Source organism: Actinophytocola sp., from assembly GCF_036002505.1.
In the GTDB taxonomy this organism is placed as follows: domain Bacteria; phylum Actinomycetota; class Actinomycetes; order Mycobacteriales; family Pseudonocardiaceae; genus DASYTH01.
Genome location: NZ_DASYTH010000177.1, coordinates 13,718 through 27,451, shown reverse-complemented (window position 1 = coordinate 27,451; position 13,734 = coordinate 13,718). Strand labels below are relative to the sequence as shown.

Below are 13,734 nucleotides of genomic sequence, written 5' to 3'. Positions count from 1 at the left end.
TCGTCCGGAAGCGCATGCGGCGGGCCGCTGAGCAGCCGGATGGCCACGACCGAGAGCGCGGCCACCACGAACGCGCCGCACACCCACAGCCGCGGATCGGCGCCCCGCCGGCCGTCCGGAGCGAGCCCGGTCCACTGCCAGGCCAGCAGGTCCACCACGGCCTGCGCGACGCTCAGCACCAGGATCGCGGTGAGCACGATGCCCAGCGCCCGCAACGCACCCCGGGCCACCAGCCGCGCCCACCGGCCCACCTCGTCGACCGGCGCGGGCAGCATGAAATACGCCGCGTTGACCAGTCCGAACGGGATCAGCACCAGCCACAGCGCCTGCCGCCACGACCCGGACGTCAGCGGACCCCACTGGTACCCCTCGACGACGTGCCCATCCGCGGCCCGCACCTCGCTGCCGTCGGCGTTCACCGGCCGGAAGAACCGCCCCTCCTGGTCCCCCGCCACCTGCCGTACCAGCAGACTGTCGAGCATGTCCTGCGGCGGTGTGCCACTCACTCCGTGCACCCGCAGCTCGACGTAGTTCGCGTCGCCGTCAACCATGGCAACCGCCTCCCTGCTCCCCCGTCAAGAGCAGAAACCCGCGGCCCTGATACCTGCATTCGGTCTAACGGTCGGCTGCCGATGCTGGATCGTTACGGTTGCTGCAGGAGGAGCTCATCCTCGGAGTCCACTCGGACACCAGGCGGCAGCTCATCTTCCGTTATCAGCGTGATGCCGGGAAACCGGATGCGTACGGCGTCGCGCACCACCGGCCCCATCCCACTGTCGGTCAGCAGCACCGAACCCTCGCCGGCACGCACCTCGGCAAGCTTCTGGTGCAGGACCGCGACCGACCCGTCGGAAAGCCTCCCCTTGGCACGGTCCCAACCACACCGAAGCCGGGTGACCCGCAAGGTACCGCCGCCGGTCACATACGGCCGCACCAAGGCCAGCCCGATCCGCGGGCGGGCCGCAGCAGCGAGATCACTCGAGTCGCCGGAATGCTGGGCGCCTTCGAGGCAGGCTTCGAGAATCGCGCGCAGGTCGCCGATCCTCACCCCCTCGTCGAGCAATTCTCGCAATACCACCGTGATATGTCCGTCGCTCCACCGCTTCCGGGTGGCCACGACTAGCTCCGGGTACAGCTCGGCCAGCCGGTCGAGCTGGAAACTGACAATCTGACGCGTAAGCAGGCTGCCGGCATGCTGGCGTGCCGACAGGAGGATCGGCCAGCCGAGGTCTCCACCGGGTGGCCCGACAGCAGGCAGCCGGACATCGTTAATCACCACCTGCACGGTGCCGGCGGTCAGCTCGGGCTCCGGCTCGGCCACGACATCGGGCACCACAAGCCCGAGCGCCGCCCAGAGCACCTGCGGCAGCAACCCGAGTCGGTCCGAGTCAAGCCACTCTTCGACATCGCGATCGCCCGGCCGGTACCGCACGGACATCCGAGCGGTCGTCCCGGCGATGGCCTCCTCGGCCGCGGCCGAGGGGTCGTCTCCATGGACGTCCATCCTGGCAGCGGACAGCCGTGACACGGCGACACCTCGCCGAACCAGTTCGCGGGCGGCGGACAGGAAGCATCTCCGGCCCTCGTCCGTGCTACCGGCGGGGGCCTGATCAACCCAGGCATGCCGGCGAACATGCATCGCGGACGCCACCACGTCCCAACCGGTCGCGGCGCCGAGGAGGAACTGATCGCCATTGGTGGTGACCCGGATGGCATCGTCGGGTAGGGCGGCGATGCCGGTGCTCAACCTCAGCGGGCCGGGAAGCTCCAGGTCGGCGCGGGCGCCATCGAGATGGTTGAACAGGTCGCCGGTCAACTCGTCAGGAAGGGCCGCCCCCGCCTCCAGCAATACGTCCATTCCGGTCATCACCTCACCGCGAAGGCCGCTACCGGGTGTGCCATCCGCGCGCTGATGTCCGCCAGGTTCAGGACGGACCCGTCTCGGCGTAGGCGAACCCGTACATCCGCGGTGACGGCGGTCAGATCGGGCTCGATTACCGCGGCCAGCTCGACATCCAGCCTCCGCCGGACGTCGTCGTGCCCGACAAACTCGACCAGGTGCCGGCGCAGAATGCCGTCCAGCCATCCGAGCAGGTAGTCGTCGACCCCCCACACCGGCAGGCCGGCGGCCATCAGCGCGGAGACCGACGTCTCGGAGACCAGCACACCGCCGGGGCCACCGGACGGGTTGTCCGCCGCGCGCGCGTCCGGCGCGAGCCGCACCACCTCGCCCAGCGGAACGGGGCAGAACCGCGACCCGACCGGAAGGTGCTCCACGTACATGGAGGCGCCCATCAGCCAGCACTGCACGTTGCCCGGAAACGGTTCATCGAGTGTGGAGAACCGGATGCCAGGCAACTGGATACCGGTCCGCTCGTGCGTCCGCATGCGCATCGCGTCGATCTTGTCGAGAAACGCCGGCAGAAGCGCGCCGTCCGGCTGCACGATGTGCGGGAGGAACTCGTCAGCCAGCTCGACCCGGACCGCCGTCGTGGTCGGCGTGCGCTCGAGCGCCACCGGGCCGTACCGTTCGAGCATCGCACTCTGACGCTCCAACCAGGCGAACTGCTCGCGGAGTTCCGCGTCGTCCGGGGCCAGCGCGGTTGCCTGACGCATCGCGGTGACGGCGGCTGGAAGTGCGGTCCGATCCCCGGCCCTTACCCGCTTCTCCAGCGCCTCGGCGACGTTGGCGGGCAACCTGGCGTCGCCCGGGTCGGCCTCCGCTGCCCGGCGGTACTCCTTCTCCGCCTCGACGTAGTCCTCGAACCAGTACGCCAGGTTGCCGCGCAGGTTGCGGAAGGTCGCCTCGTAGTCCGCACCGCAGATCGCCCGCAGATCGTGGTAGATGCGGTGCGCCGCATTGACGTCGCCACGTTCGCGGTAGAGCTGCAACGCAAGGTTTTCCAACCCGCTGACCAGCAGGCTTTCACCGGGGCTGTGGCGCAGGGCGGCTAGCAACACCCGCTCAGCCTCGTCCGGCCGGTCCAGGTGGCGCAGGCATTCGCCGATTCGTCCGGCCAGGGTCGCCTCCCAGGCCGGGCGAAGCTCAAGGGCACGCCGGTAGTGCGAGAGCGCCTCGTCCCACTGGCCCGTCTGCTCGCAGAGCCACGCCATGCCGGCCCACCCGTCATAGGACTCGGGGGCGAGCTCGATGGCCGAGGCGAACATGGTGCCCGCGGTGACGGCGTCGCCGGCCTCGAACCGCGCGTAGCCGCGCTCGGTGTGCACGGTGACCCGGGTCGGATCAAGCTCGCGGGCACGCACATAGTGCTGATCGGCCTCGTCGTACCGGCCGCGCTGTCCCAGCAGGGTCGCCAGTTGGAGATGCGCGTCAACTTCCCGGCTCGGCCAGGCCCGCCGTGCGATATCGAGCAGCGCCTCGACGCCGGATCCGGTCTGCGACCCACCGGCCCGGTCGAGCTCCAGTCGAAGGAGATCCGCCCAACCTTCGAACGATCCCTCCGCCATGGCCCGGCGAAAATAGAACTCGGGCGGCTCGGCGCGGCTCTGGCCATAGTCCTGTTCTGCCAGCCGACCCAGCGTCGACCAGGCCCGGCCGAAGTGCGGGTTCAGCTCGACCGCCCTCCGTGCTTCCCGCTCGGCTCGTTCGAACGCGTCACGGGTCTTGTCGACGGAGTCCTCGCCGGCGGCCTGGTTCAGCCACCACGCCGCCCAGCCGAGGCACACCAGTGGCACGGCCTCGCCAAGCTTCGTGGCCTCTTCAAGGAGCGAGCGGCCAGCCGGAAGCCGCAGCAATGTGTAGGTCTCGATAAAACCTAGCGATATCAGCAGGATCGCGCGCTCTTCGGCGGGCAGCCACGGCTCCGAGGACAGCCGGCACAGCGGATCATAGGCGTCACCCAACCTGTTGTCGTCGATGGCACGGCGGGCTCGGCGCAGCCCGGCCACATCGTCGAGCGCCGTGCCCGGAAACGGGAACTCAGCGTCGGTGAAACGCTGCCAGGTCGCTTCGGTCCAGTACCAGAGACCTCGTATCCAGGCACAACGCCACGCCCGCCAACCGTCGTCGGCATCGACCTGAAACCGCTCGCGCACCCGCGCCCGGAACTGCTCGCAAACCGCATCGTCGAGGCGGATACGCAACTCGTCGAGAGCGGCGAAGAGCACGACGTCCTGGTTGGTTGCGATGGCTCCGGCCACGGCATCAACGGCGACCTCGAGGTCCTGCTGGTCGCCGGCGGCCGACCGCACGAACTCGATCGTTCCAGCGGCGCGCACCATGTGGGCGCCGTCCAGTGACGCCCGGCGGTAGCAGTCGGCGAGCAGCACGTCGAGTAGCCCGTGGCGGATGTCAGTCAAAGCCGGACTTCCCTTCGGAGCCCGGCCCCCGGGTCGGGGACGGCGTCAGCCTGGCACCGCATGTTTCGCAGAGTTGGTCGCCTTCCATGCACGGGTGCATGAACTTGCACCACTGCAGGGGGCGTGCGCATTTCGGGCACTGTCCCAGGTCAGTTCGGCCGAAGCGCCGATCACATCCGAGGTAGGGGCACGGGTAGCCCTCGACCGGTTTCGATTGGCTCTCCCGTCGCGTCACCGGCCGGAGGATCACCGCCTGCTTGCTTTGCAGGAACAGCAGCGGCGTACCGAAGGAGCGGTCTCCCCACGAGTGTGGGGCGCTGTGCTGGGCGAGTTGTACCCGACCGGCGGTGACCGCGTCGTCTACCGGCCACCCTTCGCCGAGCCGCTCATAGAACTGCTGGGCGAAGAAGTCGGCATCCTCGTTGCTGATGTCGTACTGCATGGCGATCGCGGCAGGCACCCCGGCCCTGACAAAGGTCTCGGCTCCGCTGGCAAACGCCCAATACGAGCGCCGTGCCGCGCCTCGGCAGGCGTGCAGGAAGACCAGCCTTGGCCAGTGGTCGTCCGGAAACAGTTCCTTGAGCTTTCGCACGGACACCCATTCGCGCAGGGCTCGCTGCCCCTCCTGGGCGTACAGGTAGTCCTCATCGGACTTGTTCATCCTCAGCGCGAACACGACGTCTTCCTCGCGCACTTCCCCGTGGCCGACGAAATGGAAGATGTGCGGCCACCACGGTCGCCCGTCCCTCGGCTGAAGCTCCGCCTTGATCTCCTCATACCTCGGGGTCTTCAAGATTCTCAGATCGACCCGTTGCTCACCGCGCAGCTTCTCCAGCTGGACTTGGAGCTTGTCCGCATTCACCGCACTGAGTTGGGGATCGGGCGGCGAGGAGACAACCACGAGGATCCGCAGCGGCCGGTCTTCGGGCTCGAGCGAGTTCACGATCTGGGCTGGTGGTGGAACGAGACGCGTGAGAATGAGCTGAGTGGGTGTCGATGCCGCGGCAATGAAGAACCCATCGTCGTCAGGTCCATCGACGTGCAGGAACTCCCACGGGTAGCGGGCAAGGCTGTCCGCCGGCTTCTCGAAAGTCAGCGTGATCCGGAGTCGTTTGTCCTTGTTAGCATCCTTTCTCAGGCTCAGCACGGCGGCCTGGAAGCTCTCGTGGACCTTCGAGCCCGGACCGCCGAACATGCAGTGGTAGAGGTGCTTGCCGAGCAACTGAAGGAGTTCCCGGCAACGGAACGTGTCCTCATCCACCCACCTGGCGAGGCGTTCGATCGTGATCCGGGTCAGTGGTTCCGCGCTCAGTCCTGCCACGAACGGCACACCGTAGTCGGGCTCGTAGGTAAGCTTCGTGTCGCTGTGCACGGTGATCTTGACGTTGACGTAGGAGATCTCGCCCATTGCGCTCAGAGTTCCAGGATGCTCGCCGACAGTGGCCGGGAGTCGATTTCCCGGCGGTCCACCGGCCCGAGGTTTTGCCGCCGCTGCGCACCGTCGCGAAGCAGAATCGCGCGCTCCTCGTATTCGAGGATGAGGGCCTTCTGTTGATCGAGAGTCAGGTCGGGGCTGTCGTAGATCGCCTCGGCGAGCGTGAACAGGGACGCCCGGCCCCGTTGTTCCCACAGTTGCCGGTTGACGGAACGGTTCGCCTCGCGCTTCGCCTGCTCCCACAGTGACTGGAAGGGAAGCAGGTCGACGTCGTGACGCGTGGCCGATGCCCGGAGGCTCACCAGCGTGTAATCGCTGCCGCGATACGGCGTCGCGGCCGTGGCGGACTGGCCCTCATGCAGTCGCCCCTTGTTCACCCACAAGCGACTCAGGTTCACATCGGGTTGTGCGATCATGGCGAAGTAGGATGGCGATGGTATGCCGCCGGCCGGTACCAGCTCCCGGCGCAGCCCTGCGAGCAACTGTGTCGAGTCGAAGCCGAGAATGTCGTCGACGCTGTCCATCACGGCCTCGGCCGTGCGCAGCGCCGGGCCGAGTACCCCGGTCATGTCGACTGCACGAGCCACCCGTTCAACTCCCCGGAGCAAGCCGCGCATGTAGTCGTGTTGCTCCAGCTCGCAGAGCAGCACGGTGAGGGCCAGCCGGTCGCCCTTGAACGGGTGCAGGCCCGCGACCCGGGTGTCGGTGAGTACGACGCCAGCGGCGTCACCGAGTTCGGTCGCGGCGCTCTGCACGAGTTGCGGACCGACCACGAACGGAACCGCACGCCACTGGGTACCGTGCTCGAACTCGACAACGGTGTAAACGAGCGGATCGTAGCTCCTGAACCATTTCCGCTGGAGGGAGAGGTGCAGCTCGTTGACCGTGACCTCAAAATAGTCTTGCCGCGGCCGCATCGCCGGTTGCGCGAATGATTCACCCAGTACGCGCTCCGGGGGAAAGTCAACGATCGTCGGCCGCTTGGCCGGCGTGCCGGCGAGCCGATCGAGCAACGCGCGAACCCGGCCACTTCCCGCCGACATCACGTTCATGCAGCCCCGCCTCAGGTCAGGAGATCTGATTCTTCCATCCAAACGTTGCCGCATACAGAGCACAATGACCCGCATTTTGCCGCCGCTCCGACAGCGTTGATGTTGCTTTTCCACAAAACGCACCGTCTCCGCCGGCACCAATCGTTACTCCGAACGGAGGGCTTCGGCAGGGGCGAGGCGGGCGGCGCGGATGGCGGGGTCGAGGCCGGCGAGCGCGCCGATGAGGACGGCCGCGACGAGGGCGCCCCAGAGCGCGGCCGGGGGCACACCGACCGTCCAGTCGTGCATGCGGGCGACGGTGGTGGTGATGGCGAGGCCGAGGGTGATGCCGGCGAGTGCCCCGAAGGTGGCGAGGATCAGGGACTCGGTGAGGAACTGGGCGGCGATGTGCCGGCGGGCGGCGCCGAGGGCGCGGCGCAGGCCGATCTCGCCGCGGCGCTCGATCACGGAGATGACCATGGTGTTGGCGATGCCGATGCCGCCGACGAGCAGGGCGACCGCGCCCAGGCCGAGGTAGAGCGAGGTGGTCGAGTCCGCGACGGCGAGCCGGGCGGTCAGCGCGTCGGACGGGCGGCCGATCGAGACGGCCTCCGGGTGCTCCGGGGTGGCGGCCGGGGCCAGCAGGTCGGCGACGGCGGCGGTGCGCTCGGTGTCGGTGCGCACATAGATCAGGCTGGGATGGTTGTCGTACCGGAACAGCCGGGCGGCGACCGGGAACCCGATCAGCGCGGCGTGGTCGATCTCCGGGGCCAGCTCCACCGGGCGCAGCACGCCGACCACCACGAACCAGTGCCCGCCGAGGTAGATCCTCCCGCCGGGCCCGGTGACGCCGAGCTGCTGGGCCGCGTCGTGGCCCAGCACCGTCGTCGGGTAACCGGCCGTCGCGGCGCTGAGGAACACCCCGGCGACGAGCCGGGCGTCCAATGTGGACAGTAGGGCGGGGTCGCAGGCGCGGGCGGCCAGGCCGCTGCCGCGGTAGGCCGGGATCTGGTCGGTCCGGTAGACCGACAGCCCGGGCAACTCCGCGGTCGGCGCCACGTGCCGGACCCCGGACGTGCGCGCGATCGTGACCGGCGCGGCGGCCGGCAACTCGACCCGCTGCCCGGTCGGCGACCGTCCCACCGCGACAGTGAGCAGGTTGGTGCCCAACCGGTCGATCCGCGCCAGCAGGTCGGACTGGCTGGACCGGGTGATCCCCAGCACCGCCACGATCGCCGCGATGCCGATGGCGACCCCGAGAATGGACAGCACCGCGCGCACCGGCCGGCTCCGCGGCCCCAGCACGGCCTGCGGCAGAAGATCGGCGGCCCGCAGCACCGGCGTGTCCCGCCCTCCCGTAGCCGTGTCCCGGATTCGCGTAGCCGTGTCCCGGATTCGCGTAGGCGTGTTCCGCTTTCGCGTAGGCGTGTTCCGGATTCGCGGGGCGCTCATGCCGGGCGCTCCTCGTCGTGGACGATCCGGCCGTCCTGGATCTCGACGTGGCGGCGCATGGCGGCGGCGACCCGGGCGTCGTGGGTGATCACGACGATGGTGACGCCGCCGGAGTTGAGCTCCCGCAGCAGATCCAGGATCTCCGCGCCGGTGGCGGAGTCGAGGTTGCCGGTGGGCTCGTCGGCCAGCACCACGGACGGCCGGCCGACGATGGCCCGGGCGATGGCCACCCGCTGACGCTCGCCCCCGGAGAGCAGCCGCGCCCGGTGCCCGGCCCGGTGCGCCAGGCCGACCCGGTGCAGCGCTTCGACGGCCGCGGCCCGCCGCTCCTTCGCCGGAACTCCCCGGTACAGCAGCCCGGCCGCCACGTTCTCCACCGCGGAAAGCTGGTCGAGCAGGAAGAACCGCTGGAACACCACGCCGAGATGGCGGGCCCGGAGCCCGGCGAGCCGACGGTCCGGCAGGTCCTGCACCGGCTGCCCGGCCAGCCGCACCGAGCCCGCACTCGGCCGGTCCAGCGCCGCGGCGAGGTTCAGCAGCGTGGTCTTCCCCGAACCGGACGGCCCGGTCACAGCCACCAACTCTCCACTGTGGACGGTCAGGTCGACCTCCCGCAGCGATCGCACCGGCGGGGTGCCCGGATAGGTCTTGCTCACCCGGTCCAGCTCCAGCACCGGGGTCGAAGCGCTTCGACGCAGCGCCATCATGTCGCCGGCACCTCCACGACCATCCCCTCGCTGAGCCCGGACCCGCTCACTTCGACCAGCCCCGTCGCGTCATCGAACAGGCCCGGCTCCACGTCGATGAGTGTCGAAGCGCTTCGAACCTGATACCCGCCACCCGGCTTGGCCAGCAGCGCGGTGACCGGCACCAGCAGCACGCCGGGCCGCCGCGCGGTGGTGATCGCGACCTGGACCGGCGCCTGGTCGAGGTCACCCGAACCCGCCGGCAGGGTCACCGCGATCGTGACCGGGATCGTCGGCAGGTTCGTCGCACCGGGCGCGCCGTTGTCGTCCCGGCTGGCGACCCGGCCCACCTCGGTGACCGTCGCGTCGACCTGACCGCCGGGCAGGCCCACCCGCACCGCGTCCCCGGCATGCACCAACTGCTGCTGGTCGGTGGTGACCTCGGCGGTGACCACCCGGGTGGTCGAGCTGCCGGCGAGCACCGGCGTCCCGGGCCCGACCGCCGAGCCGACCGGCGCCGTGGCCTGGTTGACCCGGACCGGCCCGGGCAGGAACACGATCTGTCCAAACGGGACGGTCCCGGTCCGCCGCGCCGCCGGCACTCCCCGCGCGGCCTGCCAGCGCCGGACGGCTGCGGCCGTGGTCGGGGTGAAGTGCTCGTCCACCGGACCCGGTGCCAGGCCCAGCGCGGCGAGGTTCTCCTCGAGCTGCCGGACGTCGGCGCCGTCGCTCATGCCGGCCGCGAACTCCCGGTACGCCGGCGTCGGCCCGAACAGCAGCACGGCCGGGATCCCGTTGACCGCGAACAGGTTCCCGCCCCGCTCCACGGCGCTCCCCGGCCCGGCCGCCGCGGTCAGCACGCCGGCCGGCAGGTGGCTCGCCACCGTGTAGCCACCGGCGTAGCCGAGTGTGCCGGCCACTGACACCCGCTGGGTGACCTCGCCGCGGGTGACCCGCGCCGTCGTCAGGACCACCGCCGGTTCCGCGGGGGTGGCGGCCCGGGGCGTGGCGCCGACCGCGAGCCACACCCCGGCCACCGACACCGCCACCACCGCTCCCCCACCCACCAGCATCCGGACCCGAGGCATCAGGACGCCCGGGTGTACCAGCCGACCTGGAACCGCCGGCACGGCCGTTCGGCCTGGGCGATGTTCTGCGGAATCGGCCCGCCACCGGAGAACGCGGCCATTCCGGCGAACGGCGTGCCGGTGATCGGGAAGGTGCCGTCCGCCTTGGGATCCGGAAACGCGGACAGGCCGTTCTGCCGCAGGCACGCCGCGTACTGCCGCATCCGCTGCAAGATCTCCGCGCTCGGCGGGCCGGGCGGCGGCGGGTGCGGGATGTCCCGCGAGACGTCCGGGCAGAGCTCCTCGGCCCGCCCGATGTCGGCCTTCGGCGCGGCACCGAAGTCGGGCAGGCTGATCCCGTCGCCCGAGGTCTGCACACCGGTCGGGTCCGGGAACGTCGTGATCCCGTGCTCCCGGGCGCACTGCGCGAGCCGACGCCCCCAGGCGATGACCTGATCCTGGTAGCTCCCCCCGGCCGGCGCGGCGCTGGTGCTCGTCGCCGGGCTGCTGGCGGCCGGGGAACTGGCCGTCGTGGTGCCGGCTGCCGTGGTACCTGAGCTTCCCGCGTTCTGGCTTTGTGCCGCGGAACATCCGGTCACGGCGACGGCAGCGACGGCGAGCATGCCGAGCTTGGTTATCATTGAATGACCTCCTTTGAGGTTGCGTGCTGTCACGTCGTGTCCCATCGCTCTTCAGGTCAGGGCCGGGCGATGACCCCGTCGAACGGCGTGGCCACCGAGGTGACCTGGCCGCTGCCGGCATCCCAGGCGAGCACGCCCTTGCTCGTCTGCACCAGCACCGTGTGGTCGTCCAGCCAGCCCAGCACGGTGACCGGGCCGGGCGGCACCGCCAGCGCCCGGACGACGGCCGCGCGGTCGACGTCGATGACCGCCACCAGCGGCAGCGAGCCCTCGGCCGCACGGACGATCTTGTTGCCGTTGCGCCAAGCCAGGCCCTGCCAGCGGGCGATCCGGAACGAGCCGAGCCCACTCTGGTCGACCGACGGCGGCACGTGGGTGACCGGTTCCGCGCCGGCCAGATCGGCCAGCTTCGCCTGCGCCGGCTCGGCCCTGCCGGTACCGAGATCCACCGAGAACGCCGCGCCGTCCTCCGCCCCGACCAGCACCGCGTGCGTCCCCTGCCACCGGACGTACTTGTTGAACCCGGGGACCGGGTACGAGCCGTACTGCCCGGTCGTCAGGTTCACCACGACAAGACGGTCGACCTGAGGGAACGCGGCAAGCTTCCCGTCCGGCGACAACGCCGTGGGGCGTAGCGGATCGGCGCGGTTCTGCTTGCCGTCATCGAAGGCGAACTCCAGCACCGGCGCGTCGATCCGGCGGTACAGGCCGTCCTCACCGAGCACGTACACCGGCCCGGGCTGCCGCGCGGAAGCGGGGACAGCCGGCTCGTACAGCGCTGCCGCCCGGGTCACCGGCTGGTTCGCCAGCGTTTCCACCTTGGGCCCGAACTGCCCGGACCGCCGCGGCAGCGGAACACCGGTGCGGTCGGTCACCGTCGCCGGCACCCGGTCGATGATCGTGCCGGTCGTCGCCGGCGTGGTCGGGTTCGTGCCGTCCGGCGGCGCACCGCCGAACCGCTGCGGCACCGTCACCGCGACGGCGCCCAGCAGCACCGCCACCGCGAGGCCGGTACCGACCGCCCGGCGCCGCCTGATCACCTGCCGGGACCGCGCCCACGCCCCCTCGGCCAGCCGCGGTTCCGGCACGTCCGCCGCCGCCTTCCCGAGCAGCCGGGCGATCTCGTCGGTGCTCATCGCCCCTCCCCCACGGTCAGCAGATCCTTGAGCTCCGGTGCCAGCTCCCGGAGCCGTTTCAGCGCGACGGCGGTCTGGCTCTTGACCGTTCCGACCGAGACCCCGAGCACCTCGGCGGTGCGCGCCTCGGTCTGGTCCTCGAGAAAACGCAGCACCAACACCGCCCGCTGACGCGGCGTCAACCTGCGCAACGCCTCCGCGAACACCACCCGGGTGGACGCGTCCTCGCTGCCGTCCACCCCGGTCATGGCCGGCGGCGCCGAAGTCAGGTTCTCCCGCCGCCACCGGCGCCACCAGGACACCGCGTCCCGGTACATGATCGTGCGCAGGTACGCCTCCGGGTCCCCGCCCCGGACCCGGCCCCACCGCAATGCCAGCTTGACCAGTGCCCCCTGCAGGAGATCCTCGGCCAGGTGGTGGTCGCCGCAGACCAGGTACGCCGACCGCAGCAACCGGTGCTGCCGCGCCCGCACGAATGCGACGAACTCGGCCTGCTCGCCACCCGGCACATCCTCCACACCGTGCTAACGCACCACCCCACCCAAAAGGTTGGGGTACCGCCGGAATGGCGCCGCTCCTAGCGGGTGCTCACCCGTTCGCCCAGGAAGCCCTCCCAGGTTCGGTGGCCGGTGCCCGGTTCGGCAGGAAGGTTGGCGCCGGCCCGGACCGCGCGAGCCGCCTTGCCGGGGAGCCGGACCGGCATGATCAACCGGCGCCGCCCGGCGGCCCGGAGGTAACCGCGAACCAGCTCGTCCATCCCGTACACGCGCGGACCGGCGAGGTCGGGCACGAGCCCGGCCGGCGCGCCGAGGGCGAGCTCGACGAGCCGGGCCGCCACCTCGCCGGCGTCGACCGGCTGGAACCGGACGCCGCGGAACACCGGTACCACCGGCATTCTCGCCAGCTGCCGGGCCGTGGTGAGGATCAGGTCATGAAACTGGGTGGCGCGCAGTGTGGTCCACGGCAGCCCGGACTCCTCCACGACCCGCTCGGCGGCCCGCTTCGACGCGAAGTAGCCGAACAACGCCCGGTCGACGGCACTCACCACCGGAACCCGCTCGGCGCCGACGACCGAGATGAACACCAGGTGCGGCGCATCGGCCCGGGACGCCGCACGCACCAGGTTCCCGGCCTTCACCTCGTCACCCTTGGCCGTCCCGGCGCAGTGCACGATGGTCCCGACGCCGTCCACCGCCGCGTCGACCCCCTCGCCGGTGGCCAGATCCCCGGTCACGTACTCGATGCCGTCCGCGGGCTCGTGGCCGCGCCGGCTGAGCACCCGCACCGGATGGCCGGCCGCCCGCAGCAGCGGCGTGACCAGCCGCCCCAGCGTGCCCGTACCGCCGGTGAGCAAGACAGATGACGTCATGGCTTCCTCCCTAGTCCTTCAGCCTGAATTCCCTGGATCGACCGCCATGACACCGCACGAGGAAGGAATGTGACAGGCCGCGCCGGCAACGAGCCGAGGCCCGCCACCCGACCACCTCCGACAGCGTTGTGATCTTCATGCTCGGCACTCGGCCATCCGCGGTACTGGCTCACTCGCCTACGCGCGTTCACATTGTTTGCCGGACTGCTTACCACCCACACGAGTGACGAGGGTTAAATGTGGACGATTGGCGGTGGTAGCCCGCCAAAGCAGCCGGAATTCGGTTCAACGAGGGGTTACCATGCTTCGACTGGTATTCGTGACGATCATTGTCGTGATGCTGGGACTTACGAGCGGGATGGCCGCGGCAGACCCGGAGAATGGTGGCGTGGTCGCTCAGGTGCGAGGCGATGGCTGCACGAAGGTCCCCGACTCGTATTTCGGGGCAAACTTCCGGCCAGCCTGCGACAAGCACGACAAATGCTACAGCCGGAACAGCTCAACGGATCGGAAGGTGTGCGATCAGCAGTTGCTGAAGAACCTGGTCAAGGCATGACGGTCCACATGCCCTGAAGGCGGCCTTCAGGACGCTGACCG

Annotated in this window: 12 protein-coding genes and 1 pseudogene; 1 reads left to right on the top strand and 12 read right to left on the bottom strand. The window is 70.1% G+C overall.

The genetic code is table 11. The features are described from left to right. The 12 genes and pseudogenes from VGR06_RS15035 to VGR06_RS14980 all read right to left on the bottom strand — a co-directional run. A pseudogene (locus tag VGR06_RS15035) lies at nt 1-551 on the bottom strand (hypothetical protein); the annotation flags it as partial. Between the two features lie 92 nt (nt 552-643). Next, nucleotides 644-1,867 carry an FHIPEP family type III secretion protein gene (locus VGR06_RS15030; protein ID WP_327559688.1) on the bottom strand — a complete coding sequence of 408 codons (1,224 nt, stop codon included), beginning with the start codon at nt 1,865-1,867 and terminating at the stop codon, nt 644-646. Next, nucleotides 1,867-4,320, bottom strand: coding sequence for a tetratricopeptide repeat protein (locus VGR06_RS15025; RefSeq protein ID WP_327559687.1), 2,454 nt, complete (start codon nt 4,318-4,320; stop codon nt 1,867-1,869). The genes VGR06_RS15030 and VGR06_RS15025 overlap by 1 nt, the downstream gene beginning before the upstream one ends. After that, a complete protein-coding gene (locus VGR06_RS15020; RefSeq protein WP_327559686.1) occupies nt 4,313-5,728 on the bottom strand; it encodes a CHAT domain-containing protein in 1,416 nt (471 codons plus the stop codon). The genes VGR06_RS15025 and VGR06_RS15020 overlap by 8 nt, the downstream gene beginning before the upstream one ends. 5 nt (nt 5,729-5,733) lie before the next feature. Next, entirely contained in the window at nt 5,734-6,807 is a 1,074-nt protein-coding gene (locus VGR06_RS15015) for a hypothetical protein (RefSeq protein ID WP_327559685.1), read from the bottom strand. Nucleotides 6,808-6,951: 144 nt separating this feature from the next. After that, on the bottom strand, nt 6,952-8,238 hold the full coding sequence (locus VGR06_RS15010; protein WP_327559684.1) for an ABC transporter permease: 1,287 nt from the start codon (nt 8,236-8,238) through the stop codon (nt 6,952-6,954). Then, nucleotides 8,235-8,945: an ABC transporter ATP-binding protein gene (locus VGR06_RS15005; protein WP_327559683.1), complete on the bottom strand. Its 711-nt coding sequence runs from the start codon at nt 8,943-8,945 to the stop codon at nt 8,235-8,237. The genes VGR06_RS15010 and VGR06_RS15005 overlap by 4 nt, the downstream gene beginning before the upstream one ends. Continuing rightward, nucleotides 8,942-10,012: a peptidoglycan-binding domain-containing protein gene (locus tag VGR06_RS15000; protein WP_327559682.1), complete on the bottom strand. Its 1,071-nt coding sequence runs from the start codon at nt 10,010-10,012 to the stop codon at nt 8,942-8,944. Before VGR06_RS15000 ends, VGR06_RS15005 begins: the two co-directional genes overlap by 4 nt. Further along, entirely contained in the window at nt 10,012-10,632 is a 621-nt protein-coding gene (locus VGR06_RS14995) for a hypothetical protein (protein WP_327559681.1), read from the bottom strand. Before VGR06_RS14995 ends, VGR06_RS15000 begins: the two co-directional genes overlap by 1 nt. A 56-nt stretch (nt 10,633-10,688) precedes the next feature. Then, nucleotides 10,689-11,768, bottom strand: a complete 1,080-nt coding sequence (locus VGR06_RS14990) for a hypothetical protein (RefSeq protein WP_327559680.1) — start codon at nt 11,766-11,768, stop codon at nt 10,689-10,691. Further along, entirely contained in the window at nt 11,765-12,286 is a 522-nt protein-coding gene (locus VGR06_RS14985; protein ID WP_327559679.1) for a SigE family RNA polymerase sigma factor, read from the bottom strand. The genes VGR06_RS14990 and VGR06_RS14985 overlap by 4 nt, the downstream gene beginning before the upstream one ends. Before the next feature lie 59 nt (nt 12,287-12,345). Next, nucleotides 12,346-13,137 (bottom strand): NAD(P)-binding oxidoreductase, encoded by a 792-nt coding sequence (locus VGR06_RS14980; protein ID WP_327559678.1) that lies wholly within the window; start codon nt 13,135-13,137, stop codon nt 12,346-12,348. Nucleotides 13,138-13,456: 319 nt separating this feature from the next. Here VGR06_RS14980 and VGR06_RS14975 point away from each other — a divergent pair, with 319 nt between their 5' ends. Then, complete coding sequence (locus VGR06_RS14975; protein WP_327559677.1) at nt 13,457-13,693, top strand: hypothetical protein; 237 nt, start codon at nt 13,457-13,459, stop codon at nt 13,691-13,693. Nucleotides 13,694-13,734 lie beyond the last annotated feature (41 nt).

Excerpts from the sequence above, each read along its gene's own strand:
- VGR06_RS14980 (WP_327559678.1), bottom strand. The coding sequence starts at position 13,137 with ATGACGTCATCTGTCTTGCTCACCGGCGGTACGGGCACGCTGGGGCGG.
- VGR06_RS15015 (WP_327559685.1), bottom strand. The coding sequence starts at position 6,807 with ATGAACGTGATGTCGGCGGGAAGTGGCCGGGTTCGCGCGTTGCTCGAT.
- VGR06_RS15000 (WP_327559682.1), bottom strand. The coding sequence starts at position 10,012 with ATGCCTCGGGTCCGGATGCTGGTGGGTGGGGGAGCGGTGGTGGCGGTG.
- VGR06_RS15020 (WP_327559686.1), bottom strand. The coding sequence starts at position 5,728 with ATGGGCGAGATCTCCTACGTCAACGTCAAGATCACCGTGCACAGCGAC.
- VGR06_RS15030 (WP_327559688.1), bottom strand. The coding sequence starts at position 1,867 with ATGACCGGAATGGACGTATTGCTGGAGGCGGGGGCGGCCCTTCCTGAC.
- VGR06_RS15010 (WP_327559684.1), bottom strand. The coding sequence starts at position 8,238 with ATGAGCGCCCCGCGAATCCGGAACACGCCTACGCGAAAGCGGAACACG.
- VGR06_RS14995 (WP_327559681.1), bottom strand. The coding sequence starts at position 10,632 with ATGATAACCAAGCTCGGCATGCTCGCCGTCGCTGCCGTCGCCGTGACC.
- VGR06_RS15005 (WP_327559683.1), bottom strand. The coding sequence starts at position 8,945 with ATGATGGCGCTGCGTCGAAGCGCTTCGACCCCGGTGCTGGAGCTGGAC.
- VGR06_RS14990 (WP_327559680.1), bottom strand. The coding sequence starts at position 11,768 with ATGAGCACCGACGAGATCGCCCGGCTGCTCGGGAAGGCGGCGGCGGAC.